Below are 16,303 nucleotides of genomic sequence, written 5' to 3'. Positions count from 1 at the left end.
CTATGGAATAAAAGACAGGAACCTTGCGGCTCCTGTCTTTTTAACGTTTCTTCTCGAAACGTCCTGTACTGTCCACATAATAGTTATCGATCCAGGTATTTTTAGCCATCACACCATCTTCGTCCAGATAGTACCAGGCGCCATCTTCCTTGTACCAGTAGTCAGATTTTCGGTTGCCGTTCTCATCCAGATAGTATCGGTTGCCGTCTACCTCCAGCCATCCGGTCGCTTTTGTACCATCATCCTGAATGTATTGCCACTCTTTATCTTCTGTCTGGCGCCACTCTCCTGCCAATGCAGGGAAGACGCTGAGAAGGCTGCAGGCAAAGGCCAAAGCCAACGCTGCTCCTGTTTTCTTTTTCACGACAGTTCACCTTCCTTTGTTCTATGCTGATTATTGGAGCCGATCTCACAAATATATTGGATCGGTTTCTGGTTTTATTATAACAACAGGTTTTTTATCTGGCAATACTCAGAGAAGGATTGTAAGGAATTGACTGGGATCGTAAGAAAATCGTTAAAAATAGAAATACTTTGTCGCTTTTTGCGACAGGTTTTCCTTTTCAAATAAAGAAAAAAGACGTATAGTGATTCTTACATGCATAAATTCAGAAAAAAGGGGTGGATGAAGTATGGATGACAGAAACAGGACATTGGAGAAGCTGACAGAAGAGAACAGGAAATTAAAGGAGGACAGAGAGATACTGCTGGATACTCTGGTTCAGATGAACAGAACTCTAAACCGGCTGATAGAGGAATATATCACAGGATTAAAAGAATAGAAAAAAACAGGCAGGTGATGTACCGGAGCAGGAAACGCTTAGCTGCTGCCAGAGCGGCTGTGTTCCAGGCGTTTTTCCAGCTCCTTATTTCGGGAGAGCAGCTTCCAGATGGTCTGATGCATCCAGTCTACAGTATGATTCAGCTGCTGATTTTCTTTCTGCAGTTCATGAAGACGCATATTCATGGAGAAAAACATATGGCGATAGCTGCAGGAACCGGTAAGGCAAAGCTCATCTTGATCGGAAGTAGTGTCGGAAGAATTCTGTTTGGCTTCAGACAGAATGTGATCCAGAATCAGAACATTTCGTTTTTCCAGAGAAAGGTGCATGAATTCCGTACAGGAAACAGACAGCAGCTTCATGTCATAGCTGCAGGCGGAACAGGAAATATGGGAATTTCGTTGGACATAGGCATAGCGTCCGCATTTGGGACAATAATATACAGATAAATCATTCATTTTTTATACACTCCTACTTATAGTCTTTATATATGACGAATTAGACAGGAATATGTAACAAATAAATGAAAAAAGTTTTGGAAAAAAGAAAAAAAGGGCGGAAAGCCCTTTTTTTGAACGGATGGTAAAAACAGGGGTGCAAAAAGCGTCTGTTCCAAAAAGAAGAAGCCTGGTGGTTACGGAAGAATTACTCCGTTGGTGTCTACAGTCCAAACCTTATCGTTGGTGTCAGTAACATCCTTATAACCAGCGCCCAGCTCCGGTCTTGTGTGAGATTTAGAGGAAGAGGACGCCCTCTGGATGGATCCGGAGGCATTGACCAGATAGGAAATTCCGTCCAGCTCAACCGGCGCATATTTCAGATCCCGGTCTGCACTTAAGCGCAGACCCTGACGGTAAACGCTGTTGTCACGGATTCCGTGGTAGCCGCGTCCCTTATTGCTGCCGTCAGTGTAGAAGAACCAGGTCTGATTTTCGCCCAGATCCTCATCATAGATGGACTGCTTTCCGGTTCTCATAATGCCCTCATCTCCAAAGTAGAAATTGTGAACACCGTCTTCGGTGCGGACCTGCTGAAGTCCTGTTACCAGCTCACCCCGGTGGTTGAAGCCGTATCGCTTGGAATCAACAGAAAATACCTCTACGCCCTCGGCAGATGCGTGATAGGGAACGCCTTTTTTGAAGAAAAAGGTGAAAATTTCGCCTTCCTCGCTGATTTCCGGCGCTCCTTCAATCTGATACCAGCCGTCAGCCCGCTTGCCATTCTCTTCGTAATACTGATAGGAGGCAATGGAGGGCTCTGCGGCATTGGAGGCTGTTGCAGTTTCCTCTACAGGAAGCCGGTACCAGCCGGTCTGAAGAATTCCGTTTTCAAAGGTATAATAGCTTCCGTCTATTTTCCGGTCTACCTGGTTCATAACCATGCGGCCGTTGCTGTCAAAGTAGTGCCATACCATATCTTCATCTGCATACTCGTCTTCGTTTTCCAGCTGAATCCAGCCGGTTTTCATAACACCGTCGTTTTCATCGCCCAGATAGTAGTGGAAGCCGTTTAATTCCAGCTTTCCCGTCTGCATATGGCCTTCGTCATTGAAGTAATAATCCTTGCCATCAATGGTCTGCCATCTGGAGACCACAGATTTGCCGTCTTTTCCATAATAATACCAGCTGGTTTCCGGCATTTCGTCATCCCATTCGTCTTCATTGCTTACGCTGACCCACTGGTTGGAAACCCGTTTGCCGTCCTCGTCCACATAGTATTCGTCCACCTGGGAGGAACGAGTAATGTGTCCGTCTTCATCTAAATAGTACCATTGATTGTCCTTCTTTTTCCAGGAATCTGTCAGATAGTAGCCATCACTGTCCTTATAGCGAAGGGAACCCTCCTCCTCCACCCATCCGGCGGAAGCGGCAAAGGCGGTCTGAACCAGCCCGGGAACAAAGACAGAAGGGGTTACCGCTGTCATCACTGCAGCGGTGGATAATACAGCCAGAATCTTACATTCTTTTCTCATAAATTGTTTACTCTCCTTTTTTCATGTGGCCGAAAATCCGTGTTTGCATTACCAGGCCAGTATAACGGACAACGAGCGGTTTGAAAAGTGAGGGTTACTGGAAGCGCTGGCACAGGGTGGAAGCAGATGGGGAGGGGGCTGTCAGAACCAGTGGGGTAATAAATCCGTGCAAGAAACGGGAAACTATGGTATACTAGCCGCAGAACAGTCTGCTGGAGAAGGGGCAGACAAAGAAGGAGAAAGGAGACTTCCCGATGAAAATAAAGGTATCCAATTATATTGCACAAAAACTGACGGAAAGCGGAATCAATCAGGTATTTACCGTGACCGGGGGAGGCGCCATGCATTTAAATGACGCTCTGGGACATCAGCCGGGGCTTCACTGCCTTTATCAGCATCACGAACAGGCCTGTGCCATAGCAGCTGAGGCTTATGCCAGAATCCACAATAAAATTGCTGCTTTATGTGTAACTACGGGACCAGGAGGAACCAATGCGATTACCGGAGTTGTCGGCGGGTGGCTGGATTCTATTCCCATGCTGATTTTATCAGGGCAGGTTCGCTATGATACCACAGCCCGCTGGACAGGGCTGGGAATTCGGGCTATGGGGGATCAGGAGTTTGATATTACCAAGGCCATTGACTGTATGACAAAATACAGTGAGATGGTGGTGGAGCCCATGCGAATTCGTTATTGCCTGGAAAAGGCTCTTTATCTGGCCCAGTCTGGCCGTCCGGGACCTGCATGGTTGGATATTCCGCTGAATGTTCAGGGCGCGTATGTGGATTCGGATGAGTTAATCGGGTTTGATCCTGCTGATTACGAGGCAGGCGGTACCGGCTGGGCCCTGGCAGAGGGACAGGCTCAGTATGGTATTGAGGAGGATATCGCAGGGAAGGGAGAGCACCGTCAGGTTCTTCCTTCGAAGGTCAGCAAAGAAACGGTTCGGACAATTCTGGAAAAGATCCGTCAGGCCCGCCGTCCGGTATTGAATGCAGGAAACGGAATCCGCATTGCTGGGGCTCATCAGGTCTTTTTGGAGGTTGCGGATATGCTGGGGATTCCGGTGGTAACTGGCTGGAACAGTCAGGACTGCGTTCCAGATGCACATCCACTGTATGCGGGAAGAGCCGGTAATATGGGAGATCGCCCGGGCAATCTGGCTGTTCAGAACAGTGATCTCGTATTCTCTGTGGGAAGCCGTCTCAGCATCCGTCAGGTGGGATATAATTATAAAACCTGGGCAAGAGAGGCCTGGATTATTTACTGTGACGCAGATGCAGAGGAGCTGAAAAAGCCCAGCGTTCATACAGATATGGCAGTTCATGCAGATGCAAGGGATCTGCTGGAGACAATGGCAGAGGTGCTGCGGGAGGAATACGCGGCAGGCGGCAAAAATCTTCCTGTGTTTGACGGCGGAGAGGGACTGCCGGGAATGAACTGGAATGAAACCTGCCGGATGTGGAGAGAGCGGTATCCTGTGGTTCTTCCAAAGCACCGGAAAGAGGAGCCGGGACGGGAGGCCAATGTCTATGCTCTGGTAGAGGAATTAAGCAGCCGTTTGAAGGAAAATCAGATTACAGTGGTGGGAAATGGTTCTGCCTGCGTGGTTGGAGGTCATGCTTACATTATCAAAAAAGGCCAGCGGTTTATCACCAATTCTGCCATTGCTTCTATGGGATATGATCTTCCGGCAGCTATCGGGACCTTTGTGGCTTCCCGGGATCCGGAATACCAGGAGGAGCCGTCAGCCAGAGAGGATATTATCCTGCTGACTGGAGATGGAAGCATTCAGATGAATCTTCAGGAGCTGCAGACGATTATTCATCACAGAATGCCGATTAAGATTTTCCTGATTAACAATGGGGGCTACCATTCTATTCGCCAGACTCAGAAAAATTTCTTTGGGGAGCCGTTAGTGGGCATTGGAGAGGACAGCCATGATCTGAGCTTCCCGGATATGGAGAAGCTGGCGGCAGCTTATGGATATCCTTATGTCAGAGCCTGCAGCAACGGAGAACTGGCCGGGGCAGTGGAGAAGACGCTGGCTCTGGAGGGGCCAGTAATCTGCGAGGTGTTTGTGACAACCGATCAGAATTTTGAGCCAAAGTCTTCAGCAAAGCGTCTTCCGGACGGAACCATGGTTTCTCCGCCGCTGGAGGATTTGTCTCCATTCCTTCCAGAGGAAGAGATGGATGCCATGATGATTATTCCAAGAATCAAAGAGTAAAGGATAGAATGATGAAGGTAATTGTAACAGGAGCTACCAGCTTTATCGGCACTGCGGCAGTACGCCTGCTTCTGCATCAGGGACACCAGGTCTGCGGAGTGGTCCGGCCGGGTTCAAAAAATCTTTCCCATTTGTGGGAGGCAGTGCCGGAAGCAGCCAGAGAGCGGCTGGCAGTGGCAGAGCTGGATATGAAGGAAATCAGAAAGCTGGAGCAGGCTCCGGAAGCAGCTGGAGCAGATGTCTGGCTTCACATCGGCTGGGACGGAGCTGGAAGCGATAACCGGATGAAGAGGCAGGTGCAGCAGGAGAATGTAAGGAATTCTCTGGAGGCTGTGCGGAGTGCAGCAGCTCTTGGATGCCGCCGGTTTCTGTTTACCGGTTCTCAGGCAGAGTATGGGGTGTATCATCAGGAAACAAGAGAGGATATGCCCTGCCGTCCTGTGTCAGAATATGGAATTGCCAAGGTGGATTTTGGCAGGCAGGCAGAGAAGCTTTGCCGGATGCTGAACATGGAGTATGTCCATGCCAGAATTTTCAGCGTATACGGGCCGGGGGATCATCCCTGGTCTCTGGTGCAGACCTGTCTGGAGACTTTTTGCCGGGGCGAAGAGATGAAGCTGGGAGAATGTACCCAGATGTGGAATTTTCTTTATATAGAAGATACGGCTGCTGCTCTGGTATGCCTGTTGACAGAAGGCCGTGCAGGTGTCTATAATATTGCAGGTAATGATACCCGCCCGTTGCGGGCTTATATTGAAGAAATGTATGAAATATGTGGAAAAAAGGGAACCTTCCGATATGGAGAACGGCCGCAGAATGCGGAGGGGCCGGCAGATTTGATGCCGGATATCGGGAAAATATGCCGGGAAACCGGGTGGAGGCCTGTGACCACATTTGCGGAGGGAATCTATGAAACATTGCATAGCCTGCGGGCATAGTCTGCCGGAAACTGCCCTGTTTACGCTGAAACAGGCGCCGGCTTCCGCTCAGGATATTCCTGACAGGGAAAATGTAGAAGAGGATCAGGGGGTGGATCTGCCGCTGTATCAGTGCAGCTGCTGTGGTCTGGTGCAGTTTGACTGCCAGCCGGTTTCCTATTATAGAGATGTAATTCGGGCCGGCGGATATTCAACTACTATGACAGAGCTGAGAAGAAAGCAGTACCGCCATCTGATTGATACCTGGCATCTGAACAGGAAAAAGTTTATCGAAGTCGGATGCGGACGTGGGGAATTTCTGAAGGTGCTGACGGAGTTTCCAGTGGAGGTTTATGGAATGGAGCATCGGGAGGCGCTGGTGGAGGAAGCGGTCAAAGCTGGTCTTTCCGTGTGGAGAGAGTTTCCGGAGACTGCGGATCAGCAGTTTCAGAATGGCCCCTTTGATGTGTTCTTATCCTTTAATTTTCTGGAGCACCAGCCAGAGCCGGGAGTAATGCTTGAGGCCATTTACCACAATCTTTCCGAGGGCGGTATGGGCCTTGTGACAGTGCCTGCCTTGGAGTATATTCTGGAACAGGGCAGTTATTATGAGCTGATTCGGGATCATCTGGCGTATTATTCCTTTGAAACCCTGCGGGCTCTTTTGGAAAAGTATGGCTTTGCTGTACTGGAGGAGGAGATGATCAACCGGGATACCATTTCCATGATTGTCAAAAAGAAACCGGACTGGAGTTTTGAGTCTTCTGCGCAGCGGAAAGACGAAGCGGCGGAGGCGGTTTCGGAAAACCTTCAAAATCCAGACTGGAATTCAGGGGCAGCTTTGGTTTCTGTAGATCCTTTGACAGATGGATACCGGGTTGTGATGGATGAGACCACGAAACTGATGGAACGGCTTCACCAGGAAGACAAGACCTTTGCCCTGTGGGGAGCAAGTCATCAGGGATTTACTCTGGCGGCGACAACGCCCCTGGGAAGCCGGGCAGAATATATGATTGATTCGGCTCCGTTTAAGCAGGGAAAATTTGCCCCTGCTTCCCATCTTCCCATTGTGGCTCCGGATGAGTTTTTTGCCAATCCTGTGGATGTGGTTCTTATTACAGCGCCGGGATATACGGATGAAATTGCAGGTATTATCCGGGAGCGGTTTGGCAGCGATGTGGAAATTTGCGCCATGCGGACCAACCGGGTAGAATGGCTGTAATGTCTCAGTGAAAATGTAACAGTTCAGCCTTGCATCTTCTTGCCCGCTTACAGCGGACAAGAAGCTTTAGGAATCCACGCAAGGCTGAACTGTTACGTGAAAATTGATGGATGACAGAAGTACAGAAGGAGAGAGCATGAGAAATCTGGAGGGACAGAGGATTGTGATAACCGGGGCAACCGGGTTTATCGGAAGAAATGTGGCAGAGCAGCTGCTGGCACAGGGGGCAAGAGTATTTGCTCTGGTGCGCCCGGAATCCAGACAGCGGAGAAGTCTGCCGGTTCATGAACATTTAACCTGGATTGAGGCCACTATGGAGGAGGCAGAAAGCTGCGCTCCCCTGATTGGACATGCAGATGGATTTCTGCATTTTGCCTGGGGCGGGGTGAACCGTGAGGAAATCGATTCGCCGGAGGTTCAGGCATCTAATGTGGACGGTTCTCTGGCGTGTCTGGAGGCGGCCCGGAAGTTGGGATGTCAGGTTTTTATGGATGCGGGATCAAGGGTAGAATATGGAATTACCGCTGATGGAACCATGGAGGAAGCTATGGAGTGCCATCCGGTCAATGCCTATGGAAGAGCCAAGCTGGAATTTGCCAAAAAGGCAGAGGCATTCTGTAGTCAGAACCAGATGACCTTCTATCATCTGCGGTTTTTCAGTGTTTACGGAACAGGGGATCATCCCTGGTCGATTATTTCCACGTTGGTGAGAGAGCTTCCCCAAAACCATAAAGTAAGCCTAAGCGCCTGTCTCCACAGGTGGAATTTTATGGAGATTTCAGATGCAGCCCGGGCAGTGACAGAGCTGTACCGGTTTTCCGATCTCCACGAGGGTGAATGCCGCGTGGTCAACGTAGCCTCAGAGGATACCAGAACTTTGCGGGAGTTTGTGGAGGAAATCCACAGAATCTGCGGAGAAAAGGGAAGTCTGGAGTACGGTACTTTTGTGCAGGCAAAGGAAGGCGCTCTGTCGATCTGCCCTGTGGTTCGGCAGCTGAAGGCGCTGACAGAGGAGACCTGGCAGGAGCAGGTTTCCTTTAAAAAAGGAATCCGGCGAATGCTGGAGGAGGAATACGGAGGTTAACATGAAAAAAATCAGTGTGCTGATTCCCTGTTATAATGAAGAGGAAAATGTGGAGCCAATCAGCCAGGCTGTGATAGAAACTCTGGAGCGGGATCTGCCCCGGTATGATTATGAACTTGTATTTATTGACAATGACTCCCGGGACAATACGCGTCCCATTCTTCGCCGTCTTTGCCAGGAAAATCCGAAAATCAAGGCGATTTTTAATGCCAGAAATTTCGGACAGTTTAATTCTCCCTACTATGGTATGCTGCAGGTAACGGGAGACTGTGTGATTGAGATGGTTGCGGATTTTCAGGATCCGGTAGATATGATTCCCAAGTATGTGAAGGCATGGGAAGAGGGATATAAGATTGTAATTGGAATTAAGACCAGCAGTAAGGAGAGCCGGGTTATGTATGCTCTGCGTTCTCTGTATTACAAGACCATTAAAAAGCTGTCAGATGTGGAGCAGATTGAACATTTTACCGGTTCAGGACTGTATGACAGGGATTTTATTGAGGTTCTGCGGAATTTAAACGATCCTACGCCTTTTCTTCGGGGAATTGTGGCGGAGCTGGGGTATAAAAGAAAGGAAATTCCCTACGAGCAGCCGAAACGCAGGGCAGGAAAGACCCACAATAATTTCTACCGGCTGTATGATGCAGCCATGCTGAGTATTACCTCCTATACGAAGGTGGGACTGCGGCTGGCTACCTTTCTGGGAGCGGCCTGCGGTGTGATCAGCATGGGAGTCGCTCTTGTTTATCTGGTTATGAAGCTGGTCTGGTGGGACAGATTTGCAGCAGGTATGGCGCCGCTTTTAATTGGAATGCTGTTTCTGGGCTCTGTCCAGATGTTTTTCATTGGTATGGTAGGCGAGTACGTGCTGGCGATTAACCAGCGAGTGATGCGCAGGCCCCTGGTTATTGAGGAAGAGCGTCTGAATTGGGACAGTACAGAGGGAAAAGGACAAAAAGCTGATGAAGTATAAGATAGATGTAGTAAGAATCCGGGAAAATTCCATAGAGCTGAATGGCTGGGTGATTGGAAAGACACCCCAGTCCCGGGCGGAATTCCAGGTTCAGGACGGAAACCGGGAACCGGTGGAATTTCGTTATGTGGCAACCAGACGGGATGATGTAAGTCAGATTTATTATAAGCAGGTGTATGACCGGGATTATGGATTTGATATCCGTTTCCCCTACACCCGCGGCGCAGATTACTGGCTTTTGATTCGCTGTGACGGAAAAACGGCCCGGATCAAATTCAATGAAGAGCTGATTGCCAAGCGGGCCAGCGTGGCTCATAAGCGAATGGAGAAAATCCGGGATCTGATGAATATGGAGACAGTCCGGGTGGCTGTGGATTTCGGGAAAAAGCATGGTTTGAAGGCTCTGTTTTTAAAGTCCAAGCATAAGCTTCAGGGCCTGGACAATGATTATGATTACGGCGAGTGGTACGATCTGACCAAACCGACAGAGGAGGAGCTGAAACGTCAGAGAGAAACAACGCTTCCTTCTGAGCCGCTTCTTTCGGTGGTGATACCTGCCTATAAGACTCCGGAGAAGTATCTTCGCGAAATGCTGGATTCTATTCTGGCGCAGACCTACAAAAACTGGGAGGTTTGTCTTGTGAATGGAAGTCCTGCCGGAGAGGGAAAGATTGTGGAACGGGTGATGGCAGAGTACACAGCCCGGGACAGCCGTTTTCATTATAAGGATCTGGGAGAAAACCTGGGAATTTCCGGTAATACCAATGCAGCCATAGAGATGGCATCAGGAGATTTTGTGGTGTTGGCGGATCACGATGACACGATTCCGGAGCAGGCTCTTTTTGAGGTGGCTTCGGCTATTAATGAGCATCCTGGCTGCGATGTGATTTATTCAGATGAGGATAAGCTGGATATGGACGGCGGCGCTCTTTTTGATCCGCATTTTAAGCCGGATTTCAATCCGGACCTTCTGACCAGTGTAAACTATATCTGCCATTTGTTTGTGGTAAAACGGACGCTGCTGGAACAGGTAGGCGGCTTCCGAAATGAATATGACGGAGCTCAGGACTATGATTTTATTTTCCGGTGCACGGAGGCAGCAAAGGAGATTTATCATATTCCCAGAGTTTTGTATCACTGGCGCTGCCATCAGGATTCTACGGCCAGCAATCCGGAAAGCAAGCTGTATGCCTTTGAGGCAGGAGCCAGGGCAATTATGGCTCATTATGAGCGATGCGGCATTCCGGCAGAAGCTGTGGAAAAGGGTGTGGACTACGGAATTTATCATACCCGTTTCCGGATTCCGGGAGAACCGCTGGTATCTGTAATTATTCCCAATAAGGATCATGCGGCAGATCTGGATCTGTGTATTCGTTCCATTATAGAAAGAGCCACCTACAAGAATCTGGAATTTGTGGTGATTGAAAATAACAGCACCGAGTCAGAGACCTTCACATACTATGAAAAGCTGCAGAAGGAATTTCCGCAGGTTCGGGTTGTGTGTTGGGAAAGAGAATTTAATTATTCTGCGATTAATAATTTCGGCGCGCAGTTTGCAGAGGGAGAGTATCTGCTGTTTTTAAATAATGACACAGAGATTGTGTCTCCCGGCCTGTTTGAGGAGATGCTGGGCTTCTGCCAGCGTCCGGAGGTGGGCATTGTAGGAGCAAGACTGCTCTATCAGGATGATACGATTCAGCATGCAGGGGTGGTGATTGGTTTTGGAGGCATTGCCGGTCATACCTTTATCGGACTTCATGAGGCAGAAAACAGCTATTTCCACAGAGCAATGTGCGCTCAGGACTACAGTGCGGTGACAGCAGCCTGTATGATGACAAAGGCAGAGGTATTCCGTCAGGCCGGCGGATTTACTGAGGAGCTGGCGGTTGCCTTCAATGATATTGATTATTGTATGAAGGTACGGGCTCTGGGAAAACTGGTGGTTTATGCGCCTTACGCTGTGATGCATCACTATGAGTCGAAATCACGGGGACTGGAGGATACTCCAGAGAAGGTGGCGCGATTTAACCGGGAGGTTGCTGTTTTTGCCCGCCGGTGGCCGGATATTCTGAAAAACGGAGATCCCTATTACAATCCGAACCTGACGCTTCGCAAATCAAATTTTGCTCTGCGGGATCTGCTGAAGGAAAAGATTGGAGAGCCCTATAAGCTGGAAGGATAGATTTGGAAAAGTGAGATACAATATGGAAAAGAAAGTAACAGTGATTATTCCTAATTATAACGGACTGAAGTTTATGGAACCGTGTATGGCGGCTCTGAAGGGGCAGACCAGTCAGGAATTTGACGTGCTGGTGGTAGATAACGGATCCACAGACGGAAGCGCAGAATGGCTGAAGGAGCATCAGATTCCCGGTATTTTCCTGAAGGAGAATACCGGGTTTTCCGGTGCTGTTAATGCAGGAATCCGGGCTTCCCGGACGCCTTATGTGATTCTTTTAAACAATGACACAGAGGCAGAACCGGATTATATCGAAGAACTGGTAAAGGCAATAGAACAGTCGCCCCGCATATTTTCTGTAAGCCCCAGAATGATTCAGATGCACCGCAGAGAACGGATGGATGACGGCGGTGATATGTACAGCATTATGGGCTGGGCCTATCAGAGAGGTGTGGGTCAGGAAATTGAACGTTATGAACGTCCCTGCCATATTTTTTCTGCCTGCGCCGGCGCGGCGATTTACCGCCGGGAGATTTTTGAGGAAATCGGATATTTTGATGAAATGCATTTTGCATATCTGGAAGACATTGATGTGGGATACCGGGCGAAAATTGCGGGATACTATAATAGATATTGCCCCAGCGCCATTGTGTATCATGTGGGAAGCGGAACCAGCGGCTCCAAATATAATTCCTTTAAGGTGCGGCTGGCGGCCCGCAATTCTGTATATTTGAATTACAAAAATATGCCGCTGCCTCAGCTCTTTGTAAACAGTATTCCCATCCTTTTGGGGGTGGTTGGAAAATATCTGTTTTTTAAGAAACGGGGATTTGAGAAGGAGTATCTGGACGGTATTGCCGAGGGACTGCGGACAGTAAAGCATACAAAAAAGGTTCCCTACAAAAAAGAAAATTTCAAAAATTATCTGGCGATTGAGTGGGAACTGATTTACGGTGCGGCTTTGTATATTTATGAGTTTTCCAGACGCCATCTGAACGGTTAAATTATGACAGCGCCGGAGAACAGGGGACGCAGCAGAGCGGGAAAAAAGGAATAAGAAAGAAACGTCTCTGATATTTAAGAAAAAATTTATAGAGTTCAGTGTTAAAATCGTGTATAATCGTTACCATTAAGTTACTATGCAGTTTGGAACCGGGGCAGTGCTGGCCCAGGAACTGGAAACAAGGTGGATCCTATGATAAAAGATAACCAGACCAGGTTTAACCGCCTGCACGTTCTTTTAGACGCGCTTGTGATTGCCGCGGCCTATATTCTCAGCTGGTTTATTTTCCTGAAAATCGGAATGTTCGGTAAGGCGGGAATCCTGCCTACCTGGTTTTATATGAGCGCACTGGTCATCATTGTGCCGGTGTATCTTCTTTTGTATACATTTTTTAAACTGTTTACTCCCAAGCGGGTACAGGGCAGAAGGCTGGAATTTGCCAATATTTTTAAGGCCAACCTGATCGGTCTGTTTCTATTTGGGACAATTCTGTATCTGGGAAGGGAGAATCCCTACCTGCATCATTTTTCAGCAAGGCTGGTGGGCGGTTTTTTCCTGATTAATATTGCAGCCGAGACTCTGGAGCGGTATCTGATTCGGAATATGCTCCGCTCTATTCGCTCCAAGGGCTACAACCAGAAGCATGTTCTTTTGGTTGGTTACAGCCGGGCTGCGGAAGGATATATTGACCGTGTGTTATCCAATCCAGAGTGGGGATATCAGATCCAGGGAATTCTGGATGATCACCGGGAGAAGAATGAAGAGTACCGTGGAATTAAGATTATTGGTCCGGTCAGCAATCTGAAATCGATTCTGGATCTGAACTTAATGGATGAAATTGCCATTACTTTAAGTATTGGTGATTACGGCGATCTGGAGCAGCTGGTGGCAGAATGTGAAAAGTCCGGAGTCCATACAAAATTTATTCCGGACTACAATGGAATTATTCCTACAAAGCCTTATACAGAGGATTTGCAGGGACTTCCAGTCATCAATATCCGCAGAGTTCCGTTAAATGATTTGCTGAATGCCACTGTCAAGCGGATTGTAGATATTTTCGGCGCAGTAGTTGCTCTGGTTCTGTTTTCTCCGATTATGCTGGTGACAGCAGGGCTGATTAAGCTGACCTCCCCTGGGCCGCTGATTTATAAGCAGGAACGGGTAGGACTTCACAATCGGCCCTTTAATATGTACAAGTTCCGTTCTATGGAGGTGCAGGAGCCTGACAAGGAAAAGGGAAAATGGACGACGCCCCATGACCCCAGAGTGACGCCGGTGGGACGGTTTATCCGAAAGACCAGCATCGACGAGATGCCGCAGCTTTTCAATGTGCTGCTGGGGGATATGAGCCTGGTGGGGCCGAGGCCGGAGCGGCCGTTTTTTGTGGAAAAGTTTAAAGAAGAAATTCCCCGCTATATGATTAAGCACCAGGTTCGTCCGGGGATGACCGGATGGGCTCAGGTCAATGGATACCGCGGCGACACTTCGATTGTCAAGCGGATTGAGCATGACCTGTATTATATTGAAAACTGGACCCTGGGATTTGATTTCAAGATTTTATTCCTGACATTTTTCAAGGGTTTCATTAATAAAAATGCCTATTGATTTCCTGGTGGAAAGAGGCAGTAAGCCAGACAGAAAGAGGTACGTCAATGAATCGTGATTTTGATGAGGAGTTAGGGCGCAGCAGACAGGATGGCCGGAGACGGGAAACAGGATCCCCGGACAGCCGGGCAGAGCATTCCGGCGGGCGCAGAGGTGAAACAGGAAGCGGTGCGTATTCCAGAAGACACAGCAGCCACAGAGCCGGATACGGAACGGCAGGAGCTGATTACCGCAGTGAACAGGAGCTGTGGGAGGAGAGAAAACGCCGTCAGCTGCATCAGGAGGAGGCAGGTGAGTCTGAAGCCTTTTCTGGAAGAACAGAACGCAGCTTCGGAAGCGAGGAGCGCACAGGACGGGGCAGAAGCAGGGCAGCAACCTCCAGAGGCAGAGGCGCACGTCCGGAGACGGGAAGGGCACAGTCCTCCCAGACCAGATATAGTGCACGTCAGACGGCAGCTGGAGCAGACGGGCTGTCTCCCAGAGTTCAGGCGCAGATTCAGAAGAAAAAAAGACGTTGCCGTCTGATCATTATGATTGCTGCAGAATGTATTGCTCTGGCTCTGATTTTCGGTTACGGTTTTGTGGCCAGAACGATGGCAAAGATTCAGCGTCCGGAGAATTTCAATATGGACAGCATTGCTACCAATGAGATTTCTGAGGATGTGGCAGAGCAGATGAAGGGCTATTGGACCATTGCTCTGTTTGGTGTGGATTCCCGGGGCAATGTTGTGACCAAGGGAACCAATGCGGATGTTAATATGATCTGCAATATTAATCGGGATACAGGAGAGATTAAGCTGGTTTCTGTATACAGAGACACATATTTGAATGTTTCTAAGGAAGGCACCTACAATAAGCTGAATTATGCCTATGCTGTAGGCGGGCCAGAACAGGCGATTGAGACTCTGAACCGGAACCTGGATTTGGAAATCAACGACTATATGACCTTTAACTGGAAGGCAGTGGCAAATGCCATTGATATTCTGGGAGGCGTAGATATTGAACTGAGCAAGGCGGAATTTTATTATATTAACTCCTTTATTACAGAGACAGTAAAAGCAACAGGTATTGGTTCTCATCAGCTGACCCACGCTGGAATGAACCACCTGGACGGCGTACAGGCTGTAGCCTATGGGCGTCTCCGTTTGATGGATACGGATTTTGCCCGGACGGAGCGTCAGAGAAAGATTGTGCAGCAGGCCTTTGAGAAAGCGAAAAAGGCAGATTTCCAGACACTGTACGTTTTGATTGGAACGGTCTTTCCACAGGTTTCTACCAGTATCTGGGTGGATGATATGGTGAATAATGCAAAGAATATCAGCAAATTCCATCTGGGTGAAACCACAGGCTTCCCTCAGGCCCGGGGCAATGCCAACATCAAAAAGAAAGGTGATGTGGTAGTTCCGGCAACACTGGAAAGCAATGTAAAGAAGCTTCATGAGTTCCTGTATGGCAATACAGATTATACTCCTTCTGAAACCGTAAAGAAAATCAGTACAAAAATTGCCTCTGATACGGGAATTTACAAGGAAGGCCAGTATGTAGATAAGGTAGGAACAGACGGAGGTGTGATTCAGCCGCCGAAGACAAAGCCGGCAGAAACACAGAAAGAAGAGACAGAATCTGCAAAAGAAACAAAGGAAACAGCAGAAGAAGGTTATCAGTATGTTTATGTAAAGGATGAAAATGGAGAGCGTGTCCGTAAAAAGATAAAGATGGAGACTAATGCAGACGGCGAATACGTAAAGTGGGAAACGGATGCAGACGGATATCTGACGGATGAGCGCGCCCCGTCTCAGACGCTTGATCCTGCAGAAACGGATGAAAATGGAAATCCAAAGGAAACTACAGGAAGAGACTGGATCCGTCCGACGGAGACAGATGCAGACGGCAATTATATTACAAATCCGAATGAAACGGCTCGTCCGGGAGAATCTTCTTCTGGAAGCGGTGTACTTCGTCCGGGAGAGTCTTCCTCCGGAAATGGTACATCAGTTCGTCCAGGAGAGACTTCTTCTGGAAATGGCACTTCAGTTCGCCCAGGAGAGACAACCTCCGGCAATGGAACGCCGACCCGCCCGGGAGGAAGCAGTTCCGGTTCTCAGGAGACAGGGGCTATCAGACCGACAGCGCCGGAAGGCTCGTCTGGATCCAGACCTGGAAATGTGACAGATGCGCCGGGAACCATTGCAACTACAGGCTCTGCAGAAAACGGCGGCCCGGGAGGCAGCTCACAGAATACTGCTCCAACCGTCTCCCCAGGTCCTGGGGGCGGTGAGACCTCGATTGTTCCTACAGCGGGAACAGGCGTAGTGGCAGGACCGGGACAATAAGA

General features: G+C 48.8%; 13 protein-coding genes. 10 read left to right on the top strand and 3 right to left on the bottom strand.

All coding sequences use genetic code 11. The features are described 5' to 3' along the window. Positions 1-40: 40 nt before the first annotated feature. Positions 41-364 carry a hypothetical protein gene (locus tag ACESON_RS05035; protein ID WP_177958202.1) on the bottom strand — a complete coding sequence of 108 codons (324 nt, stop codon included), beginning with the start codon at positions 362-364 and terminating at the stop codon, positions 41-43. Positions 365-632: 268 nt separating this feature from the next. On the opposite strand from ACESON_RS05035, the gene ACESON_RS05030 reads away from it, so the two are divergent. Next, positions 633-782 carry a hypothetical protein gene (locus tag ACESON_RS05030; RefSeq protein ID WP_177958201.1) on the top strand — a complete coding sequence of 50 codons (150 nt, stop codon included), beginning with the start codon at positions 633-635 and terminating at the stop codon, positions 780-782. A gap of 38 nt (positions 783-820) precedes the next feature. On the opposite strand, the gene ACESON_RS05025 is transcribed toward ACESON_RS05030, so the two are convergent. Together ACESON_RS05025 and ACESON_RS05020 are read right to left on the bottom strand one after the other, a co-directional pair. Beyond that, complete coding sequence (locus ACESON_RS05025) at positions 821-1,240, bottom strand: hypothetical protein (protein WP_177958200.1); 420 nt, start codon at positions 1,238-1,240, stop codon at positions 821-823. Between the two features lie 176 nt (positions 1,241-1,416). Then, positions 1,417-2,754, bottom strand: coding sequence for an N-acetylmuramoyl-L-alanine amidase family protein (locus ACESON_RS05020; RefSeq protein WP_373108734.1), 1,338 nt, complete (start codon positions 2,752-2,754; stop codon positions 1,417-1,419). A 254-nt stretch (positions 2,755-3,008) separates the two neighbouring features. On the opposite strand from ACESON_RS05020, the gene ACESON_RS05015 reads away from it, so the two are divergent. The 9 genes from ACESON_RS05015 to ACESON_RS04975 all read left to right on the top strand — a co-directional run bounded on the left by ACESON_RS05015 (position 3,009) and on the right by ACESON_RS04975 (position 16,301). Continuing rightward, positions 3,009-4,985 (top strand): thiamine pyrophosphate-binding protein, encoded by a 1,977-nt coding sequence (locus ACESON_RS05015; RefSeq protein WP_177958198.1) that lies wholly within the window; start codon positions 3,009-3,011, stop codon positions 4,983-4,985. 11 nt (positions 4,986-4,996) lie between these two features. Next, on the top strand, positions 4,997-5,923 hold the full coding sequence (locus ACESON_RS05010; RefSeq protein ID WP_177958220.1) for an NAD-dependent epimerase/dehydratase family protein: 927 nt from the start codon (positions 4,997-4,999) through the stop codon (positions 5,921-5,923). Beyond that, complete coding sequence (locus tag ACESON_RS05005; RefSeq protein WP_177958197.1) at positions 5,895-7,124, top strand: methyltransferase domain-containing protein; 1,230 nt, start codon at positions 5,895-5,897, stop codon at positions 7,122-7,124. Before ACESON_RS05010 ends, ACESON_RS05005 begins: the two co-directional genes overlap by 29 nt. A 136-nt stretch (positions 7,125-7,260) precedes the next feature. Continuing rightward, positions 7,261-8,208: an NAD-dependent epimerase/dehydratase family protein gene (locus tag ACESON_RS05000; RefSeq protein WP_177958196.1), complete on the top strand. Its 948-nt coding sequence runs from the start codon at positions 7,261-7,263 to the stop codon at positions 8,206-8,208. Between the two features lies 1 nt (position 8,209). Continuing rightward, on the top strand, positions 8,210-9,181 hold the full coding sequence (locus tag ACESON_RS04995; protein ID WP_177958195.1) for a glycosyltransferase: 972 nt from the start codon (positions 8,210-8,212) through the stop codon (positions 9,179-9,181). Further along, a complete protein-coding gene (locus ACESON_RS04990; RefSeq protein ID WP_373108732.1) occupies positions 9,171-11,363 on the top strand; it encodes a glycosyltransferase in 2,193 nt (730 codons plus the stop codon). Before ACESON_RS04995 ends, ACESON_RS04990 begins: the two co-directional genes overlap by 11 nt. A 22-nt stretch (positions 11,364-11,385) precedes the next feature. After that, on the top strand, positions 11,386-12,363 hold the full coding sequence (locus tag ACESON_RS04985; RefSeq protein WP_177958193.1) for a glycosyltransferase: 978 nt from the start codon (positions 11,386-11,388) through the stop codon (positions 12,361-12,363). Positions 12,364-12,555: 192 nt separating this feature from the next. Continuing rightward, complete coding sequence (locus ACESON_RS04980) at positions 12,556-13,968, top strand: undecaprenyl-phosphate glucose phosphotransferase (protein WP_177958192.1); 1,413 nt, start codon at positions 12,556-12,558, stop codon at positions 13,966-13,968. Between the two features lie 47 nt (positions 13,969-14,015). Next, entirely contained in the window at positions 14,016-16,301 is a 2,286-nt protein-coding gene (locus ACESON_RS04975) for an LCP family protein (RefSeq protein ID WP_373108731.1), read from the top strand. Positions 16,302-16,303: the final 2 nt, after the last annotated feature.

This window comes from Lachnoclostridium sp. Marseille-P6806 (genome assembly GCF_964238185.1).
Taxonomy (GTDB): Bacteria; Bacillota; Clostridia; order Lachnospirales; family Lachnospiraceae; genus Brotaphodocola.
This window is presented reverse-complemented; position numbering and strand designations above follow the sequence as displayed.